Below are 20315 nucleotides of genomic sequence, written 5' to 3'. Positions count from 1 at the left end.
ACATGTTCGGGATGGTTAACTGTATGCTGTGGAATCCATACAAATCAAAAAAGGGCAAACTCCGGGTACACAAGTGTACTCGGGTTTTGCCTTTTCAGTAACAATCCCACTTGAAGGATAGCACCTTCATTGGAATCTGACAAGTGAAAGCGCTACATTTTTTGATGTTTTATTAAAAAAGTTTTACTTTCGCAACGGTAATATTATGGTATATAATCTCCTTAACTTAACACTGTTAACTTATATAACGATGTTAAAAAAAGGGGGATGAAATCATGAACCAATATGATGTTATTGTCATCGGTGCAGGATTGGGTGGCTTATCCTGTGCAGCAAGACTCTCTGCGCTCGGTTACCGAACAGCTGTTTTTGAGAGCCATACTCTGCCTGGCGGTTTCGCAACTGAATTTACAAGAAAGGGATACACTTTTGATGTCTCCTTGCATGGTGTCGGCGGACTCGAGGAAGGAAGCTTTGGTCAGATGCTGAAGGCCTGTAATGCGGACCAGCGAATTGTTCCTCTCCGCAAAAAGCACCCTTACTCCATTCGTTGGGAAGGCCAGAACATTGATATTCCGTCCGATGTTCAGGAGTATGTGCAGCTCCTCAAGAACATGTTTCCTACTGAGGTGAAAGCCATTGACAGTCTATTCGCGGGCATTCGTCGTTTTGAAACAGGCTTTTCTGCTTTTTCTACTCTCACTTCCTGGCGCAAGGCGGTTGGCCTGCTCAAAGCTGGGACCTTTTTCCGCTGGACGCAAATGACCACCTGGGAAGCTGTAAGCCAGTTTGGGTTATCTGACCGCTTCACGGAATTTTTCACCGCGCTGTGGGCCTATTACGGATTGCCTCCAAAGCGACTTGCGGCCCTGTATTTTTTTATTCCCTGGATCGGCTACCACATGGAGGGGACTTATTACATTGAGGGAGGCGCACAGGCTTTATCCAATGCACTGGTTGACGCTATTAAGTCAGCGGGAGGAGAAGTTCACCTGCGCAGTCAGGTATCTGAGATTATACTCGAACATGGTAAAGCTGCTGGTGTCCGTCTGAAAAAAGGGGATGTATATAAAGCCAACTGGATTGTGTCTGGTATCAGTCCCCATCATACCTATGGCCGTCTACTGGAAAACCATGATGCTGCCCGTCGTGAGCTGGAAGCTGTCAGCAGTTTGGAGACTGGCACGTCTCTCACCCAGCTATATCTGGGATTATCATGTGAACCTCATGAGCTTGGCATCACCGAAGAAGACTTAATCCTGCGTAATGAGCCGGATTCGGAGACAGATTATGAGGTAATGATGAGCGGCCAGTATACGAAAGGCAACTGGATGCTCACCAATTATAACGCCATGGATCCTAAGCTGAACGAACCGGGAAAGGGTGTCATCGCAATTACATTTTTGGACAGATTGGAGAACTGGCCTGTCGCACGTCCCGAATATAAAGCCAAAAAAGAAGCCGTGACACAGCAGATATTGGGATGCCTTGAACAGCTGTATCCGGGTATTGGTAGCAAAGTGGTGGTGGCCGAGTTGGGTACACCACGCACGATGCAGCGTTATACTGCTAATCCCGACGGGGCCGTTTATGGCTACGCACAAACGGTTCGGCAGTCCGGTATAAAAAGGCTCAAGCACAAATCAGCAGTAAAGCGTCTATCATTGGTAGGGGCCTGGACACAGCCTGGGGGCGGGTTTCAAGGGGTTATGGAATCGGGTATAATGGAAGCTGATCGTATCGCCGCCAAATTGGGGTAGGCAGAAAGGGCAAGTATATCTACTCATGAAACATATCAAACGCCGAGAACGTGAAAGCAATGAGATCCGCCGGAAAATCATTGAGGCCGCCCGATCGCTTTTTCTGAATCAAGGGTATGCTGAAGTCTCCATGCGCAAAATTGCGGATCAGATCGAATATTCACCAACAACTATTTATCATTATTTCGCCAATAAGGAAGCAATTGTAATTGAACTCCTGCTAGAAGGAAATGCCTTGTTTCTGCAGGCTCTTCAGCAACGTGCGGATGAAGCACAGGCAGCGGGATTGAACGCTCTGGACACACTGAAGGCGGTGTCTGATGCGTATGTTCGTTTTGGAACGGCTAACCCGGAATATTACAACATTTTGTTTATCAGCAACCTGGAATCTGTAAGCTTGGTTAGTCTTATAGACAGTGGGAGCCTTAAAGGCTTTGAGCTTCTTGAAGCTGGGCTCAAAGCCGTTATGGAGGAGGGTTCCATCATTCAAGGAGATGAGCGCTTGTTCGCCAGCTCTGTATGGAGTATGCTGCATGGCTTGACTTCTTTGCTCCTGAATTTTGATTTTCCTATGGCACAATCAAATGATGAATTGATTTCATTTACTATAGATACTTTCCTCAAGGGGTTAAGCCGCTGATGTAGCGGCTAACTTTCTTTACCTCACATCACTGTACATGTGAATCCGCATACGACCCATCCGAAAGATTAACGAAGTTCCAAATCTGAAAGCTGCTTAAGCACGGCTTCAATACGACGTTTATCTTTTTTGAGCATCACGAGCTGCAAAGAAGCAAGAAGCAGATCTGAGATATTGGCCCAAGCGTCTGCTTCCAGAGCGGGCAGAAGATCCCGATGAATCATAATATCTAGCGCCTCCGTTGCAATCTTCTGATGAAGCTCACTACTGGATAGCCATTCAATCACCTGCCCAGCTGTAGGACAAGAGTAGGCGAAAAGTACTGCCCAGCCATCGACCGGATGATTGACCTTATCCCGTATCCAGTTAATGACCTGCGGTGAATGAAAATGCTGTAGCTGCCCATTAGCGGTGTATCCTTCTAATTTGCCATCTGCAACCGAATGCTGTAGCAGGTGATTGCAAACACATACCAAGCCTTCCTGCTCGGGTAGGCAGCGGGCGCTCAGATAGGCGCGTGTGGACGCAAATGCACCCTTAGCATGTAGGGGATTGTTTTGAGCTAAAGATGTCCATACTTGCGCGGTTTCCGGTTCCCACAAGGAGCGAACCCAATCAGCAGCCCCACCCCCTGCGGTCTCCCCTACCCAAACGGCCCATGTAGAGAATGGAACCTGGCTATGTTGAATGTTCTGCCAGTGCTGCTCCCAGGCAAGAAAAATATCCTTTGGATCATAGGCTTGAAAAGCCTGCACCACAGCAGGATGATCTACGCCATGCATGCTGGTGTAATGGATCAACGTCTCCAACGACTGCGCGTCCTCCAGCTTCATCGTACAAAACATGTCCAACCAGCGTTGCCACAGTTGTAGTGGTGGACTGTTTAGCTGAATGCCATGCTCGTCTGACACATTAGACCAATCCCACAGCCATAGTCCGTGCAAGGTGAGCATGGTTTCTATATAGGCGGGTAGATTTTCCGCGAGCAGCGTAAACTGATCCAACTCATGATCATAACAGAACACCGCTGGCTCTGTTGCGGATGTCGCCATATCAAGCAGTATCGGATCACCCGCACCATTATAATTAAGGATCAGATATCGTTGCTCGTCCGCTGCTGAGTCGGTATCTTCTCCATAAGATGTAAAATAGCCAATATACTCATGATTCCAGCCAAATTCCCCTGTAATATCGTCTAGGATACTCTGCTCTTGTTTAAGATCATCGCTGTTTTTATATGAACACTCTGGTCCATCGGCTACAATACAGTGTTGGGGCAGACACCATAGCAAATGTAAGCTGCCACACCGCTTTATCAACTCAGACAGGGAGGCAGGCAAAGGCATCTGCAGCCGTTCCTCCAGCTCAGTTAGTTCACTTGTAGAAATCCCCTTCGACCATTGGTATACCACGTCAGACATCCCACCTTGTCTCAGACGATCGGCGATCTGTCCCAGCTTTTCTAAGGTTCGTTCAAAATGTACTGTCATTCGTATTTGTCCTCCTCTTACTCTACAACCCGGCAATGCTCTTTTTGCAAGAATGCTAGAATTTCATCACGAAGTGCTATCGCTGTGGGTTCATAAATGATCGCCACTTCGCGTCCATATGCATAGTTAAAACGCACATATCCGCCTAGAGTCTGAAGAAAAGCCATGCAGATATGCTCGTTTTCAATCCATAGATTTGAGTCAAAATGCTGTTTAAAACGCTGAGCCAATACCTGTATAGATGCTGGATCTATTTGCAAGGCTTGATCGTTCGGATGGGCTGAACAGCAAGCTTCCGCCGTCTCGGGTGGATTAAATAGTAGAAATGTTGCTGCTCTATCCAGACTGACAGGTTCGAAATAACGGGGGAATGGCTCTATTCTTCCGAATTCATCCTGTAGTATATGCTCCAGTGTATCTGTAAATGGAACCTGAACATCTAATGGCTTCTTAGTAATGACCTCCGAATGTCGCGGTAGCCAAAGCAAACCTTCGACCTGAGGGTGCACCGCTAGGAAATCCCCATCTATGGAGCTACCGATGACCACGCACTCGCCTAGCTGTTGCACGGTGATCGGACAGTTATCATCATGCCTCCACAGTTCGTAATCCGCATAGGATTGTAATAGTTGAGCATCAGGCGGTTCAATCACCAGCAGTCCGCAAAAGGTACCAGGCCCATAGCGGGTGAGGAATGCTACATAGGGAGGTGGTAAAGTTAATCCATAGGTATGTTCGAAAGTTGTCAGTTCTTCGGCAGCCACCGTCGTATGTTGTGTGGAAACCCAATACATATGAATACACCTGCTTTCCGGCACTCTATCTATAGGGGTAGAGTCCAAAAGTAAATGAGAGATATGCTATAATCAGGAAATAAAATAGTTATAGATTAGTCTATCTTAATTCCGTAGGAACTACAATTTGTGAGGGGACGAAGGAGGAACACATCTTATGACATCAGGGGTACAAGCCTACATCGGTCCAATTTTTGAGGAGATTGACCAGACATACGCTTCTGAGCAAAAGCGCATCGCCGAATTCCAAATCAAAAGCGTCCTTCACGAAGGGATTCATGAATACTTAAAAGTTACTTGTAAGAAGGATGGGCTGTGGGTGGATACCCACGAACCGTTTGATTGGGATCGTCGTAGACCGGATACGGAAATTTCTGGGTTTACAGATGGGGTAACATTGCAGCAGGTGCAGGACGAATGGATGCCTATGTTCAAGGAAAAGATAGAGGCGCTATTTAATTCGGAAGAATTCAGCTCCATGTTCTTTCGTTATCGACTGGATTTTCATCTGGAAGTGGTCTTGGAGAATAAGGCCAATCATTTTACATTCTCACTCCTAAATGAAGATAAACGGCAGCAACTGTTAGCCACTATCCAACAGTTTGTAGAGCAGAAGCTCAACCCCTCCAGTAAAGCTATCCCGAAGGAAGAGGACGATTTCTTCTTAGTGAGACACTTGCTTGATCCTCATTTGTACCCTGTAAAAGCCCAGCGGATGAATGAGTTGCTGAATCGAATGGATGCCAAAGTGAAGGTCAGCCGCAAGCGTGAGGAAGCATGGAGGTATCAGCTCAGCAGTGGCTTAAAGCATTGGGCTGAGGATGAATTTCTGCTGAAGTATGCGGATCGGGAAAAAAGCTATGGACTGGATTATAAAGTGAAGCCCGATATTCTCCCTTCGGAAATTCCCGCGCCAGCCATGGAGATGTTCCTGCTTACCGCGATGCGGGTGGGCTCGACCGATGCCGATGCACGGCAGAAGTATTTGGAGATTGCTGCACAGTTGGGTTCGGATCAGGCAGCCCAGTGGCTTAAGAACGGATCAGGAAGCATCCCAGCGTTATATACAAGTGAGCGAGTCATCTGCCAAGCCAATGATATTTTGCAAACGCTGGAGGTTCAGATTCGTTCAGAGGAAGAAGAGAGCTATAGAGAAGCACTCGTATATTTATGCGATATTTTAAGAAAGGGCTTTACCAAGGAATATCGGATGAAGTTCAAAAGCAAGGTGAAAAACTACCTGCCTGTACCCAAGTTGGCTAAATCTACGTTGCATCGTTTCTTCGCCAATGCACTTGAATATCCTGCGCTGCATCCGTTGCTGGCTGAATATGCTGAGGTCGTGATGGAAGAGTTCAAGTGGTATAACGATGTAGAGCCCGGTGAAAAGTCGGCAATGCCGGGAACCTATGCGGTGATGGGACTGGGCCTAAAAGGAAAGAACTATTTCCCATTAGTGAATCGTTATATGAAGCTGGTGGACAGTGAACATCAGTCCGTACAGGACGGTTACGCCGCTGTATTTGCTGACGCACACGGACTGACACCGGACACGATACCCGTTTGGACGAGGGTTCTACTGGCAGGCAACGAGTCTGCCAAACCACTGAAGTCATCCGGAATTGAAACCGTAGAGCAGGCACAGGTATTGGTGGAGGAGCTTAAGAAGCTGGAGAACTACGAACAAGAGGTGCTTGTTTATCGTATATGGGGTGGCGCGAAGAAACTAAAAAACAGCCTGAAGCAGGCTGTCCCTGAGGTAAAAGAGCTGCTGGAAACGCTTATTCCATAAAAGCATCATATTCATGATAATATCGCAGTCCTTGCGCAATGCGTTCAATATCCGGCTCGCTTCCGCTGTGGCGTAACACTTCAATGACATCCTGTACAGTCGCCACCTCCAGCCAAGATTGCACCTGATGGTCTGGCAGAGATGCAGGTATACTTTCATCACGATGATTGGTGACGGTGAGACCGGCATCCTCCAGTTCCCACAATTCTTCCTCGGGAATGATGTAATAGGTAGAATTGAGCGGATTACTTTGAACATGTTTCAGATTGGCAAATACCCATTCATTGATTTCTGTTTGGTCAACGGCATGGACCAGTGCTTCAAGGCTGTCAAAAGTTTGTATGCTCATGTATGGAGACTCCTCTCTTAGCCGCTGGCTTATGCTGTAGCTTTTGTAATATCTTTAAGATGGACTGGCGATTCTTCGCATCCTTAATGTACCTGGGAATGGAGTGGGAAGCCGTACGCATCATACCGGATGCAGGCTTTTCTCGCAACTCGGCAGAGATATAGGAGAGCAGGTAATTCAGGTGTATCCGGTTAAGAGCCCAGACAGGTTTCCCCCGATAGTAATCTAGGAAGTACAGCTGGAGCTGGAAAATAGGGTCTTTTCCGTTTTGGATCACGTTCGTATGCCATTCGCGTGATTGCACACGATGCACCGGAACCTGATTGCGTGTCTCACAGTGCGGACAGTTTATATTTGTATTTTTATGGAGTTTCGTTCGGTCATCATGGATTTCGATATTAAAATACCGTTCGCAATGGTTGCATACGCCGCGTGCATAGAATGTATAAGATTCGGGCTGCTGATATGTGTAGTAACAATGAGAACATCGAACGACGTAATAACAGTCTTTTTTGGATATGGAAATAAAAGCTTGGCCCTGACAACGGGGGCAGTGAACAGTTACCTGTTCTCCTCTTCTAATCACGGCGCTAAAGTCATATTTGTATCCATATTCATCTTTGAAGCGTTTTTGCTCCATGTTCGTTCCTCCTTTTCGGAAAGATCGTAAAAACGCACTCTTTATATTTCATATGTTATAATATTCCTTAACAACAGAATGGCTTAGATGGGCGGTCGGCTAGTCTCCTGTGAGGGAGGTGAGGCCTGTGGAGGTTAAAGACACCTTAATGTTGATGATTCAATTCGCAACGTTGGTGATTCTGATTCTTTCCTTCCATAAAAAGAAATAGACCGCCCGTGGTAGGAACCGGTCTATTTCGAATACCGTGAACTTGCAGCCACCGCCCTTAAAAGCGGCTGTTGCCAAAGAGTGAGGATGTTGACGCATCTTCACTCTTTTTTAGAATATACATCTTATTCCCATTTTAACACTTGAAAAAGACCTTTTCAATGTGCCTAAGAGCGAAAAGGTGAATAAAGATGCGCGAAAGGAGAGGGCGAGCATGAGCATTTTTACAGGACTACAGCGTCCGCAATTCCAGGCTTACTATGATGAGGCTTTTCTAATAGAGCATCGTTTTGAAAATGGTATGGGCTTTCCGCCTTCTTATATAGATTATGTCAAAACTCTTGGTTACGGGCGACTATGCGGCTTATGGAACATTCATATTCCTCTTGGCGATCACCCGGATTCATGGCTTCATCGTTATCATGATTGGCGGGCTTGGTTTGATGATTTGCTGGAATCAGAAGAGGTTTTACAAGAAGCGGCGCTGGAGCCAGATGGTTTTCCGGAGCTTTTGGAGCATGCGGTCCCTTTCGCTTCCAGTGAAGAGGATGACTTGCTGATCTGGGATATTCAATCGCCTGATGAACGGGGGGAATTCCCAATCTATGCTTTGAATCTGCGCACATGGGGTAATTTTCGGTATGCAGCCTCGGATTTGTATAGCCTCGTCGAAGCGTTGGTGGATGAAGAGCGCGTGAAGTCGGTATTGGGGACAGAGCGTACATCATTCCCATATACGTTTGAACCCTTTTAACAGGTCAAATAACCACCTTGGCATTCAAACTTCAAGGTGGTTATTTGTGCTGCTATTCTTCCTAGCGGTCATCATATTGGGCTAAATATTGCTGTACCAACTCATATCCAGCCACGCCCATTACCGTATATTGATTATATTCTTCCAGTTCCAGATTGCGTATATATTCATCCCCACAGTATAGATGGCCCGCGCAATTAAAATATTTTAGCTGCTGTTGTTCCTCGGAAAGAGGGCGATGATCGATAATGGGCCATACTCCTTTCGTCAGATTTTGGGTGGCGGTGAATATAACTTCAAATCGGCCGCGATAATTTGTGAACGGAAGATATGTCGTTTCTCCCTCGTACGCTTGATTCTGGCCTATGGATAGAACCCCGAAGGAGAACGCTTTTTTGAATCTACCATACAGTGCGCAGATCACCTGACATACCGCAAATCGGCCGTCATGCAGGGGGATAACAAAAATATCGCCTTCCTGATGTTTGATTCTTTTGAACACCATCGTCAGGCCAGCTCTTCCTGAAGGATCTCTGTTTTTAGACCTTTAGCGCTGGTAATCGTAATGCTGATCGCATCATAGCCGTTCCGCTTCGCATCTTCAAAATCGCATCGTTCGCCATTGATCAGCTCTAACTGCCCATTCTCATCTACATCGTCTGCAAACTCGTCATCCCAATCAACATTATAAAAGGCAGTTACGCTTACCTCGAAAGTATCTTCACCATCTTCGTCCAGATAGGGCAGCAGGGGAGTGCGATTGTTCTGCTGCTCCTTGGTATAAACTTCGCATAGCAGAGCATCGTAACCATGGCGGGTTCCGTCAAAAATCACGATCTGTTCACCTGTGACTGCATCTTCTGCAATAATGAGTTGGGGTGCAAATTCAGTACCAGTGATCAGCTCGTCCATAAGTTCTCCGTAATAAAAAATGTGGAATTTCGTATGTCCTGCCTGTGAACGAAGCGTACCTGTCCACTCCTGCTCGACCCATGCCTCGGGGTTTTCGGGTACAACCCAACCCTCCAAATAAGCCGGTCCCTGCTTAGCATTATGTATTTCTGTCATCATTAGGCCTTCCTTTCTGCTCGTTGAGTCGTTCAATTACCTGATTAAAAAACGTTGTAAAGTCTGTTGCCACCAGATACAAATGTCCGCATTCGTCCTGCTCTGCAATATCATAGTTCAGTTTGTCATCATAAGCATGAAGATGTGTGCGGTCCCAGTAGTACACATACGGGGTGTATTGCTTACATGTCAGAACGTAAAAATTGTCGCCCGCATCTGCACCAATCAACAAAGCGCTCTCGACATGATTGATTTCATCCAGAAATTCATCATTAATCGCTAGAAGGTCATGATTTTTGTTGGATACCTCATATCCGAAAAAACAAGTCAAATCAATGTCTCCGTTATCCACTCGATCGAAGGGCACATTGCAATAAAAAGGGGCGGCTACATAAAATCCGTTATATTGTGAAAGAAAACGTTTATAGCCAGCGGGCAATATACGCTGTATCTGTTCCTCCAATGCTGCGATCTGGGCAGGCAAAAGCCCTGATTCAATTGCGAATGACATCAACAACCAGCCCCCTTGATTCTAGTAAACCATAGATCTCTTTTTTGGAAATGAGACGACGCAGCGGTGCATCACTGTGAAATCATGTCATCGATAAGGTAACGATTTTGTTGTTCTCATCCACATCTACCTTCACATTCACTCCCAGCTTATCCTTAAACAGCTTACTGATATTGATATAGTCATCCTTAACCGGACGGCTTGAATTACCAGTTGTGCGAGTCATCCCAGCGGTGATGATGGAACGGACGTATGTTTTATCGAGCTTGGCTTCGGGATTATAGGTATAAATCATCCGTTCATGCTGATTATAAAAATGGGTTAATTCCGTGTAGTCGTTAGCATTCTCATACTGCTTTTCCTCACGCACATACTCAGGGTGGTCCATGGTGTAGTGGATTCCCCCGTCGAGGAAAGGATTTTCCTTGGAGGTTCGGAGTTCATATTGTCCATAGGCTAGCTGAAACAGATACTCTAAGCCTGAGCCCTCCGCCTGGTAGTAGAGCTGACGACTGTCCCCTCTTTTATCTATAGCGGCATAGCTACTGATTAAAGGCCAGGCATCATACTTTTTATCCTTTACCTCAATGGCAAGCTTGTAATGTACAAGCACCTTTTCATTTTGAAATAATCCAAAGCTGCTCATAATAAAATACGCAGGCACACATATAATTCCGATAATTAATATGAATATAAATATTCTTACACGCATAAGTAGAGTGATTCTCCTTTGGTTGTCGATTATGTGGAAAGCTCCCGTTTGGCAGATACACGGAATTCCTCATGCTCTACTAATTGTTTCAGAGCATGTTGTGCGAAAGGCATGCTTTTATGTGCGCGAAGCAATGCAAAAGCGGCCCCCTTGACTAAGATATATGTATCACTACGGATCAACTCTCATGTCTGTAGCTCGATAAAGCTTCTTCCGGTCCGCCACCCTCCAGCAGCACCATAACCGCATAGGAGATTGTATCAATCCAATCGTCGAGGGTGTTGATCTGCTCTACGGTCAGCAGATGATTTCGCTGCAGCATACCATCAGGATGCAACGCCCATGCCCGTGTATATTGGCAAATCCCCCACAGTGCGGCAATCAACTCTCGTTCTATGGATGGTTTCTCCAACTCATCTGCCAGAACTTCAATGATAGTCATGAGTTCATGAAAATTGTCCTCGATCAGTTCGCCTTGGAAGGGGCGAAGCATCCCTAAAAATCCGCTTCGCATTTTGGGATGCTCCAGATCATCATGGATAAAAGAATGACAGCGCAACAGCTCACGGGCTTCTTGTTTATTCATGAAGTTCCGTAATCTCTGCACGGATGCCTCTGCACAGAAAGCTGCCTGACAGCCCCGACAAGGCATCGATGTCAACGACCATATCAGCCTCTTCATAACGGAAGTCAAGTTGCAAAATGATATTTTCTGTTTCTACAGGGCTTAATACATGCTCTTTAGTTTCCAGAAATGTAAAAGTTACTGCATAGCGTGGGACGTCTTTTGCTGGAGCTTCAGGGATTACAGGTGCCTCAGTTGAAGGCTCCAGATCCGGTGATTTAGGGACAAGCACGCTAGCGTAGGATAGCTCAATCGTCAGCGTAATCTGGTCTTTCGTCATATTAGCAGCTGTAATTCGGTCATAATGAAAGGGAGGGAAATAGCCAAGCTTTTCGACAATGCTGTCTGCACCTTGAATAGAAACAGTTGGAGAGAAAGCCAGCTCCAGTCCGATGGACCCTGCCAGTTGGTCTTCATATTCCGGATTAATACGGACAAGGGCCTGTTCCGGCTCTACTTTCAAAATCGTGCCTATAAAATACTGTTTGCCATGGATCAGAACAATATCATGCGGAACGAACGGCAACGCTCCCCCGGCTTGATAATGAATGAGATATTCGTTCTCTTTTTTTTCAACCTTTTGAACTTGAATTTGCATAAATTGCAGCCTCCTGGGGTTAATAGTATGACGGATTGTTTAAGTGTGTGGTAAAGGGAACGGAGTCCACGATTGAAAAACATACTTCATATCCGGGGTATCCTGTTCGAGCATAAATGGAAGAATATCCATAATGGCGCGTGCTTTACTGCCAGCATAAAAGTTGCGCGAGCTATGTAACATTTTGTTTGCCTTTATCCACTGGCTGAGCTGCATCATAACGTCTTCGACGATTGTTTGGTCGATACGTTCATAAACGTCCTGACGGATCGAAACGAGTATGCCGCAATTATTGGATGATTGGGACATGGGGTCATTGGACAAAAGAATGTACACTTCCGGCGTCGTCCCTTTGTTATAGGACGATTTGATACTAGGCGCCTCTATAACCAGCATCAAAGGAGTCAATTCATCATTGGTTACAATACGAAGCAACTCCTGCTTGTCCCAGCGAATCTTACCGTGTTTGGCTTTCGTGGATTGATAGATAGACACACGGGTATTGCGGATTCCTGATATATTCAGGAACGTTTCAAAACAATCGAACAGGTTAGCAAAGCACTCTTCAGCAAACAAAGTGTGCTTCTCCGACAAGGAACCGGCCATTATAAAATTATAATGCAAGTTGTTAACCACAAGCATCCATCCTTTATTCATGAATTACCAATTCTTATACCATAATATATGACATGAAGATCGAATTCACCTTTTATATAGACTGTGGTCCTGTTCATTAAAATCGTTTGGAAACCAGTTCAACTTCGCGTATACTAGGAAAGTCATATATGGAACGGCCTGAGCCGCCTTGCGGCCGTATGTTGAGTTACATGAACAGATTCAACGATAACGGATATGCTCCCTTCCTGAAAAGGGGAGAATGAGAACCGATACAAAAATGGGAATTCTGAACTATGGAACGATAGATGTCATATGGCACATGAACCTATTTTACGTGACACATATTGAATACAGATAAGGGAAGTGAATACAACTTGAAGAATTTTACAGCATTAGGTGTGGAGCAACATTGGGTAGAAGCCTTGAAAGAGCAGGGTATCTCAGCGCCAACACCTGTACAGCAGGAGTCCATTCCACTGTTGATGGAAGGTCAGGATGTGATTGCCGAGGCACATACGGGGACAGGGAAGACGCTTGCGTTTTTACTGCCGATTTTACAAAAGCTGAATTTGGACAAGCGGCACCCGCAGGCGCTTGTGATTGCACCTACGCGTGAATTGGCACTCCAGATTACAGAGGAAGCTAAATGCTTGGCTGCTGCGGAGCCGAGTTTATCTCTACTAGCTGTTTACGGAGGACAGGACGTGGAGCGTCAGCTTCGTAAACTGAAAGGTGGCGCACAACTGATTATTGGGACACCTGGGCGACTGCTGGATCACCTGAGACGTGGCACGCTGGATCTAGGCGGCATTAAAATGCTGGTCCTGGATGAAGCCGATCAAATGTTACACATGGGCTTTTTGAACGATGTGGAGACGATTCTTCAGGAAGTTCCTTACCGGAGACAGACGATGCTGTTCTCCGCTACGATGCCAGCCGGTATTCGCAAACTGGCTCGTGTATATATGAACGAACCTGTAGATGTCAAAGTGAAATCCGCTTCTTCCGTTCCGGTGAGTCAAATCCGTCAGGTCGTTGTGCAAACAACAGACCGTGGTAAGCAACAGGCATTGGTGGATATGCTGAATACGGATCGTCCGTACTTGGCTGTTATTTTCTGCCGTACGAAGCGCCGGGCTGCCAAACTGAACGAAGAGCTGCAAGAAATGGGCTTTCAGAGCGGTGAGCTTCACGGGGATTTGTCCCAGAACAAGCGGGAGCAAGTGATGAAGGCGTTCCGTGAAGCGAAACTCCAATTGCTCGTAGCGACTGATGTAGCCGCACGCGGCCTGGATGTAGAAGGCGTCACGCATGTCTTCAACTACGACATGCCGCAGGATGCCGAAGGCTACATCCACCGCATCGGGCGTACCGGCCGTGCCGGAGGCAAAGGTGTGGCGGTGACGCTCGCTACGCCAAGGGATATTCCGGAGCTTCGGAACATCCAGAAAGTTGCTGGTGTCACATTCACCAGCAGTGAGGGCGGCGGACAGCGTAGACCTGCTTCCGATACGGCTGATCGGCAGGGTCGAGAACGCCGTTCGGGCAGAAACGACCGCCGTTCCTACGGTGGCAACGACTCCGGCGGTGGACGCCGGGGCAGCGGCCGCGAACAGGCGGGCCGTCGTGACAGTGCAGGCGGCGAACGTCGCTCTAGCCGCGGCAGTAACGAGCGCAGCGGATATGACCGCAGCAGCGGTTCCGCACGAGGAGGCCAAGGTCGCTCGGCGGGACAAAGCAGCGAGCGTGGCGGGTATGACCGTAGTAGCGGCGGTTCTGCACGAGGAGGCCAAGGTCGCTCGGCAGGGCAAAGCAGCGAGCGCGGTGGATATGACCGCAGCAGCGGCGGTTCCGCACGAGGAGGCCAAGGTCGCTCGGCAGGACAAAGCAGCGAGCGCGGTGGGTATGACCGCAGCAGCAGTGGTTCTGCGCGCGGAGGCCAAGGTGGCCGCGGTGGACAAGCCAAAGGCGGCCCGCGTGGTGGTCAAGGACAAGGAGGCCGTCGCGGACGGTCCAGATAGATAAAATAGGAGTATTCTCATAGAATGCTCCACTATGGTTATCATAATAGCCCCGGGGAGGCTCATCTTCCGGGGCTATTGTAATCTTCATCCATACCGCTGAAAGAGCAGCGCCATAAGATAATTCAAAAGATAAATTTGGAGGGGTTATACATCATGCAGGAACAGGATATGGGCAAGCGCGCCATGGTCTCAGCATGGATCAGCCTGATTAGCAACATCCTATTAACCGGCATTAAGATTATTACAGGACTTATGTTCAACAGCAAGGTGCTGGTAGCCGATGGTGTGCATAATGCTGGGGACGTGATTGCCTCTGCAACGGCACTGGGGGCGATGCGCATATCTAGCCAGCCGCCGGATGAGGACCATCCTTATGGTCACGGCAAGGCAGAAGTGATCGGTGCAAGCGTGGTGGCGGTCATATTGTTTGGAGCGGGTATATTCATCGGCTATCATTCGATTGCAGCACTGTTCGAACCGATGCCACAGGAGCATATACTGGCATTGGTGGCCGCCATTATTTCCTTGCTCTGGAAACAGTGGCTGTATATCTACACGATTCGTATCGGGAGAGCGGCCAATAGTCAGGGTCTTATTGCAACGGCAAAAGATCATCTCGCTGATGTGTACGCCTCTGGGGCTGCTGTACTGGGTATCGGATTGGGGCTGATTGGGGAGCACTGGGGCATTTCAATCTTATCTTACGGTGACCCTATTGCGGGATTCGTAGTGGCATTGCTAGTTCTGAAATTGGCGTGGGAAATGGGCCGTGAATCCATAGATGTGCTTATGGAAAAGGCGATTGCAACGGAGGAAATTGAGAGCTACGCCGCAGCCGCACTGAGTGTAGCCGAGGTTCAACGTATTGACCGTATCCGTGCCCGTGAGCACGGCCATTATATTATCGTGGATATCCGCGCTTCAGTGGATGCCTCTTTGACGATTCAGCAGGGACACGATATTATTCGACTGATTAAGGGGGCTGTCATGAAGCGGGAACCGCGGGTTTATGAGGTGCTTGTCCATTTGAATCCATGGTATGCGGACGACCACTAGAACAGACGGCGCGAATTGACAGATAACTTGCAGGAAGGGTATGCTTTTAAAAGCCGAACGATGATGAATAAAAGCGAGGTTACCCGAAAATATGCGAAAATTTTTAAAATGGTTAGGCATTTCTGTGACTGCGGCGGTTCTTTTAGTGGGCGGATATTATACGTATTCTATATATCATTTTACGAATCAAATTTCAGTTGCTTCCGGACAGGATTCGAAATTCAAACCGCAGGCACAAACTCAAACCAATGTACAACCTGTAGAGGTATCGCTCCCACCGGAATGGGATGGGACAGAAAGAGTGAATATTCTGCTGCTAGGCGGCGACTCCCGTGGAGAGGATTCAGGGCGTTCTGACTCCGTTATGGTTGCTTCTATTGATCCGGTTACGAAAAAGGCTACACTGATGTCGATTCTTCGTGATACCTACGTCAATATCCCAGGTCATGGGCAAAGTCGATTGAATGCTGCCTTTTCCTACGGGGGACCGGATTTGACCAGACAGACCGTGAGCGACCTGCTGGGCATACCAATTCAATATTATGTATATACTGATTTCAATGGTTTTATTGCGCTGGTTGATTCTGTGGGTGGTATTGACCTGGATGTCGAAAAAGATATGCATTATACCTCCAAGGCGGATAAACACCAGTTTGATATTGATTTGAAAAAGGGAATGCAGCACATGGACGGTAAAACAGCCTTGCAATATGTACGCTTCCGTCATGATGCGACTTCCGATTTTACGCGTACGGAGCGGCAACGCAAATTCATTACTGAGCTTGGCGGTAAAATTCAGTCAACCTCATCTCTAATCAAACTGCCGAGTATTTTAAATAGCATTTCTCCTTATATTGAAACGAATCTGAGTACTACGGAAATGCTGCAATTGGCTTCATTGGGCTTTAATATCGATGCAACAACAGTAGCGAAGCAGCAAATCCCGCCGAATGAATTGGTGCGCGGGGAAACCATTAAGGGTGCGCAGGTATTGGGTGTAGACGAAAGAAAGCTCAAGCGCTTCATACAGAATCTTTTTGAACAGGAGAACAAACCTGTGACCACGACGGTGGATGCTGCAACCACGATAAATGATACTCCATAACCCTCGAAAGCAAGCGAAGTTCGTACGATGACGTACAACTTTGTTTGCTTTTGTGTTTATTTGGGTATAACCTTGTATATTTTGTTCCAAAAATATATCGTATCTATGAAGAACGTATACTCATTTGTGTAAAGAGAAGGGGAATGTGGTGTGGAAATAACTCCGGCATGGAAAGACCGATTCAAGAAGTTTTTTCTGAACAACAAGTTTGTGTTATTCCTGCTGGTACTGCTGCTGATCGGCTTGAATATCTTGGTGCTTACCAAAATTTCATACATATTCACACCTGTCATGGTGCTGTTAAAAACGATCATTCTCCCTGTCATTTTATCCGGCGTGTTGTACTATCTGTTCAATCCGTTGGTTGATGTACTGGAGCGTAACAAGGTGAAACGAGTATACTCCATTGTTGTATTGTTTTTGCTCATTATAGGAGTTATTGCGATTGTGGTTACATCGGTGGTACCTGTGATCCGTGATCAAATACAGGGTCTTATCCAAAATTTTCCTGACTATAGCGAGCAAGTACAACGACAATTCGAGAAACTGATCGGCAGCGATTTTGTAAACCAGTTCCAGAACACGATTCAAATTAATCCATCAGAGCTGGCCTCCAAAGCTTCTGAAAAGTTATCTAGCTTTATTAATAATGCATGGACGGGTGTGGGCAGCTTTTTGGGCGTGGTTACAGAAACGGTACTTGCGATTGCCACGGTTCCATTTATTCTGTTCTACTTGCTAAAAGATGGACACAAGCTACCACAGTTTATCCTGAAAATGCTCCCGCCTATGTTTCGTAAAGAAACAGATCGCATTATGACCGAGATGAATCATCAGGTCAGTTCCTATATTCGTGGGCAGATTATTGTCAGCTTCTGTATTGGGGCGCTGTTGTATATTGGTTACCTAATCATTGGATTAGACTACTCTTTGACGCTTGCAGTCATTGCATCCTTTACGAGCGTTGTCCCCTACTTAGGTCCCGTCATTGCCATTACACCTGCGTTAATTGTAGCCTTGGTTACCTCACCGATTATGCTGCTCAAGATGGTTATCGTGTGGACAGTCGTACAGCTCATTGAGGGTAAATTAATTTCTCCACAAATTATGGGCAAATCTCTTCGGGTACATCCGATCACGATTATCTTCGTTATTCTGACCGCAGGCAATTTGTTTGGTGTGGTGGGAATTGTACTGGCGGTTCCGGGGTATGCTGTCTTGAAAGTAATCGTTACACATTTGTATAGTTTCTTTAAAAAGCGTTCGCATCTCTATGAGGCGGATAAAGGGAACGCAAGTCTTTACGAAAAATAAACTTTTCCACTATAAAATTGATAGGGGCCCCTCTTGGGTAACTGTGGCTACGCGTGCTATAATTAATGCCTATCCTTATTCCCAAATAGAAAGGTCAGACTTTTATGATAAAACTCAGCATTCTTGACCAATCTCCGGTATCGGAAGGCATGACGCATGCGCAGGCATTACAAAAGACCGCTGAGCTTGCTATAGAGGCGGAACGCTTGGGTTATCATCGCTTTTGGGTATCAGAGCATCATTCTGCAGCAAATCTCGCTGGGTCCAGCCCGGAGGTACTGATTTCACATCTGGCCGCCCGTACTCGGGCCATTCGAGTGGGGTCGGGTGGGGTGATGCTGCCTCATTACAGCGCTTATAAAGTAGCGGAAAACTTTCGTGTGTTGGAGGGATTGTATCCGGGACGCATTGATTTAGGTCTGGGACGGGCGCCTGGAGGAATGCCCATTGCTACCAGAGCCCTGCAAGAAGGCAAAATGCGAGGTGGTGTAGATCTATACCCTGAGCAGTTGGATGACCTGTTAGCTTATTTACATGACAGCACAGGCAATAATCACCGTTTCGGTTCGCTACAGGCGATGCCGCTTATAGAAACTGTACCGGAAATGTGGTTGCTCGGCTCCAGTGGTGATAGCGCAGGTCTGGCAGCCGAGCGTGGCGTGGGCTTTGCGTTTGCGCAGTTCATTAATGGTGAAGGCGGCACAGGGGCTATGAAGGAATACCAGGAAAGCTTCCAGCCTTCCCAGCATAGTGACCAACCACGTTCGCTTGTTGCCGTATTTGCGATCTGTGCGGATACCGAAGAGGAGGCCAATCGCTTGGCTTCCAGCATGGACTTATCTCTTGTACTATTAGAGCAGGGAATGCGCTCCGCTGGAACACCTTCCGTGGAAAAGGCACTGGCGTATCCGTATACGCCGTTTGACCGGATGCGGATACGTGAGAATCGCAAACGTATGGTGGTCGGTTCGCCCGAACAGGTGAAGCGTCAGATTGAGCAATTAAGTAAGGACTATAATGCACAGGAGATCATGGTTGCGAGCATTATTCATGACTTTGATGCCAAAATGAAATCTATACGTCTCATGGCCGAAGCATTTGGACTGTCTTCTGTACAGTCATAATGCAATTCGCCGGATTTGAAAGATCACAGCTTCGAGGAGCTGTGATCTTTTTTTGAATTTTTTGAGGAAATATTGGATGATATGCACTGTATGATATAGGAAATAAACCAGTTAACACTTGATAATGATTATCAATATCTTTATTATATAAAGATAGAATGAAGTTTTGATGAAAGTCGTGCGTTAAGCCCGTGACTATATATATTGGATAAGGGAAAGGGATGATTCCACATGTTTCGTCTGAAAACGGCAAATCTGGATATTGCTTATGAAGATCGATTGATTGTAGAAGATCTGAACGTAGAAATACCGCAAGGGAAAATCACAGCCTTGGTGGGCGCAAATGGTTCTGGCAAGTCCACTATTCTGAAGACGATGGCTCGCATCATGAATCCTAAGGGCGGCAGTGTTCTGCTTGACGGTAAATCCATTCATAAGCAATCCACCCGGGAAGTAGCTAAGCAGCTGGCTATTTTGCCGCAAAATCCGACTGCACCGGAAGGGTTAACCGTGACGGAACTGGTATCTTACGGACGTTTTCCTTATCAAAAAGGTTTTGGTTCCATGAAAGCGGAAGATCGCAAAATGGTAGAGTGGGCCATTCAAGTAACGGGAATGAGCGAGTTCCACGATCGTCCGATTGATCAGCTTTCTGGCGGTCAGCGTCAGCGTGCCTGGATTGCTATGGCACTTGCGCAGGATACGGATATTTTGTTTCTGGATGAGCCGACGACATTTTTAGATATGGCGCATCAACTGGAAGTGCTGCATTTGCTGGAGTATCTAAATACTTCGGAGGAGCGCACCATTGTTATGGTCGTGCATGATTTGAACCATGCGGCCCGGTATGCTCAGCATATGATTGCAATCAAAAAAGGGAAAGCTGAGGCGGTAGGAACTCCAACTGAGGTTATGTCCCCTGATGTGCTGCGTGAAGTGTTCGGGATTGAGGCTGATATTGTAACAGATCCTCGTACAGGTGTACCGCTCTGTCTTCCGTATGCTTTGGCTGGACAGCCTGCGGTAAGCCAAGCCATAAAAGATATGAATGTGGAAGATAAGCAACCTGTGGGTTCTGTTGCTGAGCGACGTGATGCTAGAGCACAAGTAGCGGCAAGAGGTTAAAGGGGA

The 20315-nt window shown here is 46.9% G+C and carries 22 protein-coding genes; 11 read left to right on the top strand and 11 right to left on the bottom strand.

Going from position 1 to position 20315, the window contains the following annotated elements:
• Window positions 1-275: 275 nt before the first annotated feature.
• Together MKY75_RS23150 and MKY75_RS23145 are read left to right on the top strand one after the other, a co-directional pair.
• A complete protein-coding gene (locus MKY75_RS23150; RefSeq protein WP_340886659.1) occupies window positions 276-1760 on the top strand; it encodes a phytoene desaturase family protein in 1485 nt (494 codons plus the stop codon).
• 25 nt (window positions 1761-1785) lie between these two features.
• On the top strand, window positions 1786-2400 hold the full coding sequence (locus tag MKY75_RS23145; RefSeq protein WP_340886656.1) for a TetR/AcrR family transcriptional regulator: 615 nt from the start codon (window positions 1786-1788) through the stop codon (window positions 2398-2400).
• Window positions 2401-2468: 68 nt separating this feature from the next.
• On the opposite strand, the gene MKY75_RS23140 is transcribed toward MKY75_RS23145, so the two are convergent.
• Both MKY75_RS23140 and MKY75_RS23135 read right to left on the bottom strand, forming a co-directional pair.
• Window positions 2469-3890, bottom strand: a complete 1422-nt coding sequence (locus MKY75_RS23140; RefSeq protein ID WP_340886654.1) for an SMI1/KNR4 family protein — start codon at window positions 3888-3890, stop codon at window positions 2469-2471.
• Window positions 3891-3907: 17 nt separating this feature from the next.
• Window positions 3908-4684 carry an SMI1/KNR4 family protein gene (locus tag MKY75_RS23135; protein WP_340886651.1) on the bottom strand — a complete coding sequence of 259 codons (777 nt, stop codon included), beginning with the start codon at window positions 4682-4684 and terminating at the stop codon, window positions 3908-3910.
• A gap of 157 nt (window positions 4685-4841) precedes the next feature.
• On the opposite strand from MKY75_RS23135, the gene MKY75_RS23130 reads away from it, so the two are divergent.
• Window positions 4842-6476, top strand: coding sequence for a DUF6138 family protein (locus MKY75_RS23130; RefSeq protein ID WP_340886649.1), 1635 nt, complete (start codon window positions 4842-4844; stop codon window positions 6474-6476).
• Here the strand turns inward: MKY75_RS23130 and MKY75_RS23125 are convergent.
• Window positions 6466-6825: a DUF7716 domain-containing protein gene (locus MKY75_RS23125; RefSeq protein ID WP_176715670.1), complete on the bottom strand. Its 360-nt coding sequence runs from the start codon at window positions 6823-6825 to the stop codon at window positions 6466-6468. The genes MKY75_RS23130 and MKY75_RS23125 overlap by 11 nt on opposite strands.
• Window positions 6806-7465 (bottom strand): DNA gyrase inhibitor YacG, encoded by a 660-nt coding sequence (locus MKY75_RS23120; RefSeq protein ID WP_069010047.1) that lies wholly within the window; start codon window positions 7463-7465, stop codon window positions 6806-6808. Before MKY75_RS23120 ends, MKY75_RS23125 begins: the two co-directional genes overlap by 20 nt.
• Before the next feature lie 109 nt (window positions 7466-7574).
• On the opposite strand from MKY75_RS23120, the gene MKY75_RS25655 reads away from it, so the two are divergent.
• Together MKY75_RS25655 and MKY75_RS23115 are read left to right on the top strand one after the other, a co-directional pair.
• Window positions 7575-7676: a putative holin-like toxin gene (locus tag MKY75_RS25655; RefSeq protein ID WP_219728090.1), complete on the top strand. Its 102-nt coding sequence runs from the start codon at window positions 7575-7577 to the stop codon at window positions 7674-7676.
• 213 nt (window positions 7677-7889) lie between these two features.
• Window positions 7890-8429, top strand: a complete 540-nt coding sequence (locus MKY75_RS23115) for a hypothetical protein (RefSeq protein ID WP_029518560.1) — start codon at window positions 7890-7892, stop codon at window positions 8427-8429.
• A gap of 61 nt (window positions 8430-8490) precedes the next feature.
• Here the strand turns inward: MKY75_RS23115 and MKY75_RS23110 are convergent, their stop codons facing one another.
• The 7 genes from MKY75_RS23110 to MKY75_RS23080 all read right to left on the bottom strand — a co-directional run bounded on the left by MKY75_RS23110 (window position 8491) and on the right by MKY75_RS23080 (window position 12600).
• Window positions 8491-8934, bottom strand: coding sequence for an immunity 26/phosphotriesterase HocA family protein (locus tag MKY75_RS23110; protein WP_069010046.1), 444 nt, complete (start codon window positions 8932-8934; stop codon window positions 8491-8493).
• 2 nt (window positions 8935-8936) lie between these two features.
• Window positions 8937-9497, bottom strand: a complete 561-nt coding sequence (locus MKY75_RS23105) for a hypothetical protein (RefSeq protein ID WP_069010045.1) — start codon at window positions 9495-9497, stop codon at window positions 8937-8939.
• Window positions 9481-10008, bottom strand: coding sequence for an SMI1/KNR4 family protein (locus tag MKY75_RS23100; protein ID WP_081317503.1), 528 nt, complete (start codon window positions 10006-10008; stop codon window positions 9481-9483). Before MKY75_RS23100 ends, MKY75_RS23105 begins: the two co-directional genes overlap by 17 nt.
• An 82-nt stretch (window positions 10009-10090) precedes the next feature.
• A complete protein-coding gene (locus MKY75_RS23095) occupies window positions 10091-10720 on the bottom strand; it encodes a hypothetical protein (RefSeq protein ID WP_069010044.1) in 630 nt (209 codons plus the stop codon).
• 178 nt (window positions 10721-10898) lie between these two features.
• On the bottom strand, window positions 10899-11306 hold the full coding sequence (locus MKY75_RS23090; protein ID WP_069010043.1) for a hypothetical protein: 408 nt from the start codon (window positions 11304-11306) through the stop codon (window positions 10899-10901).
• Window positions 11299-11808 carry an immunity 50 family protein gene (locus MKY75_RS23085; protein ID WP_441913987.1) on the bottom strand — a complete coding sequence of 170 codons (510 nt, stop codon included), beginning with the start codon at window positions 11806-11808 and terminating at the stop codon, window positions 11299-11301. Before MKY75_RS23085 ends, MKY75_RS23090 begins: the two co-directional genes overlap by 8 nt.
• Window positions 11809-11982: 174 nt before the next feature.
• Window positions 11983-12600, bottom strand: coding sequence for a hypothetical protein (locus tag MKY75_RS23080; RefSeq protein WP_165146085.1), 618 nt, complete (start codon window positions 12598-12600; stop codon window positions 11983-11985).
• A gap of 335 nt (window positions 12601-12935) precedes the next feature.
• On the opposite strand from MKY75_RS23080, the gene MKY75_RS23075 reads away from it, so the two are divergent.
• The 6 genes from MKY75_RS23075 to MKY75_RS23050 all read left to right on the top strand — a co-directional run bounded on the left by MKY75_RS23075 (window position 12936) and on the right by MKY75_RS23050 (window position 20309).
• Window positions 12936-14582 carry a DEAD/DEAH box helicase gene (locus MKY75_RS23075; RefSeq protein WP_165146088.1) on the top strand — a complete coding sequence of 549 codons (1647 nt, stop codon included), beginning with the start codon at window positions 12936-12938 and terminating at the stop codon, window positions 14580-14582.
• 156 nt (window positions 14583-14738) lie between these two features.
• Window positions 14739-15641 carry a cation diffusion facilitator family transporter gene (locus MKY75_RS23070; protein ID WP_029518550.1) on the top strand — a complete coding sequence of 301 codons (903 nt, stop codon included), beginning with the start codon at window positions 14739-14741 and terminating at the stop codon, window positions 15639-15641.
• Between the two features lie 91 nt (window positions 15642-15732).
• Entirely contained in the window at window positions 15733-16746 is a 1014-nt protein-coding gene (locus MKY75_RS23065; RefSeq protein ID WP_013312376.1) for an LCP family protein, read from the top strand.
• A gap of 150 nt (window positions 16747-16896) precedes the next feature.
• Window positions 16897-18060: an AI-2E family transporter gene (locus tag MKY75_RS23060; protein ID WP_250266841.1), complete on the top strand. Its 1164-nt coding sequence runs from the start codon at window positions 16897-16899 to the stop codon at window positions 18058-18060.
• Window positions 18061-18164: 104 nt separating this feature from the next.
• Complete coding sequence (locus MKY75_RS23055; RefSeq protein ID WP_029518548.1) at window positions 18165-19184, top strand: LLM class flavin-dependent oxidoreductase; 1020 nt, start codon at window positions 18165-18167, stop codon at window positions 19182-19184.
• Window positions 19185-19415: 231 nt separating this feature from the next.
• Window positions 19416-20309, top strand: a complete 894-nt coding sequence (locus tag MKY75_RS23050; protein WP_165146097.1) for an ABC transporter ATP-binding protein — start codon at window positions 19416-19418, stop codon at window positions 20307-20309.
• Window positions 20310-20315 lie beyond the last annotated feature (6 nt).

Source organism: Paenibacillus sp. FSL L8-0663 (assembly GCF_038008125.1).
GTDB lineage: Bacteria > Bacillota > Bacilli > Paenibacillales > Paenibacillaceae > Paenibacillus > Paenibacillus polymyxa_D.
The sequence above is the reverse complement of the archived record's forward strand: the minus strand, read 5'-3'. Positions and strand labels throughout refer to the sequence as shown.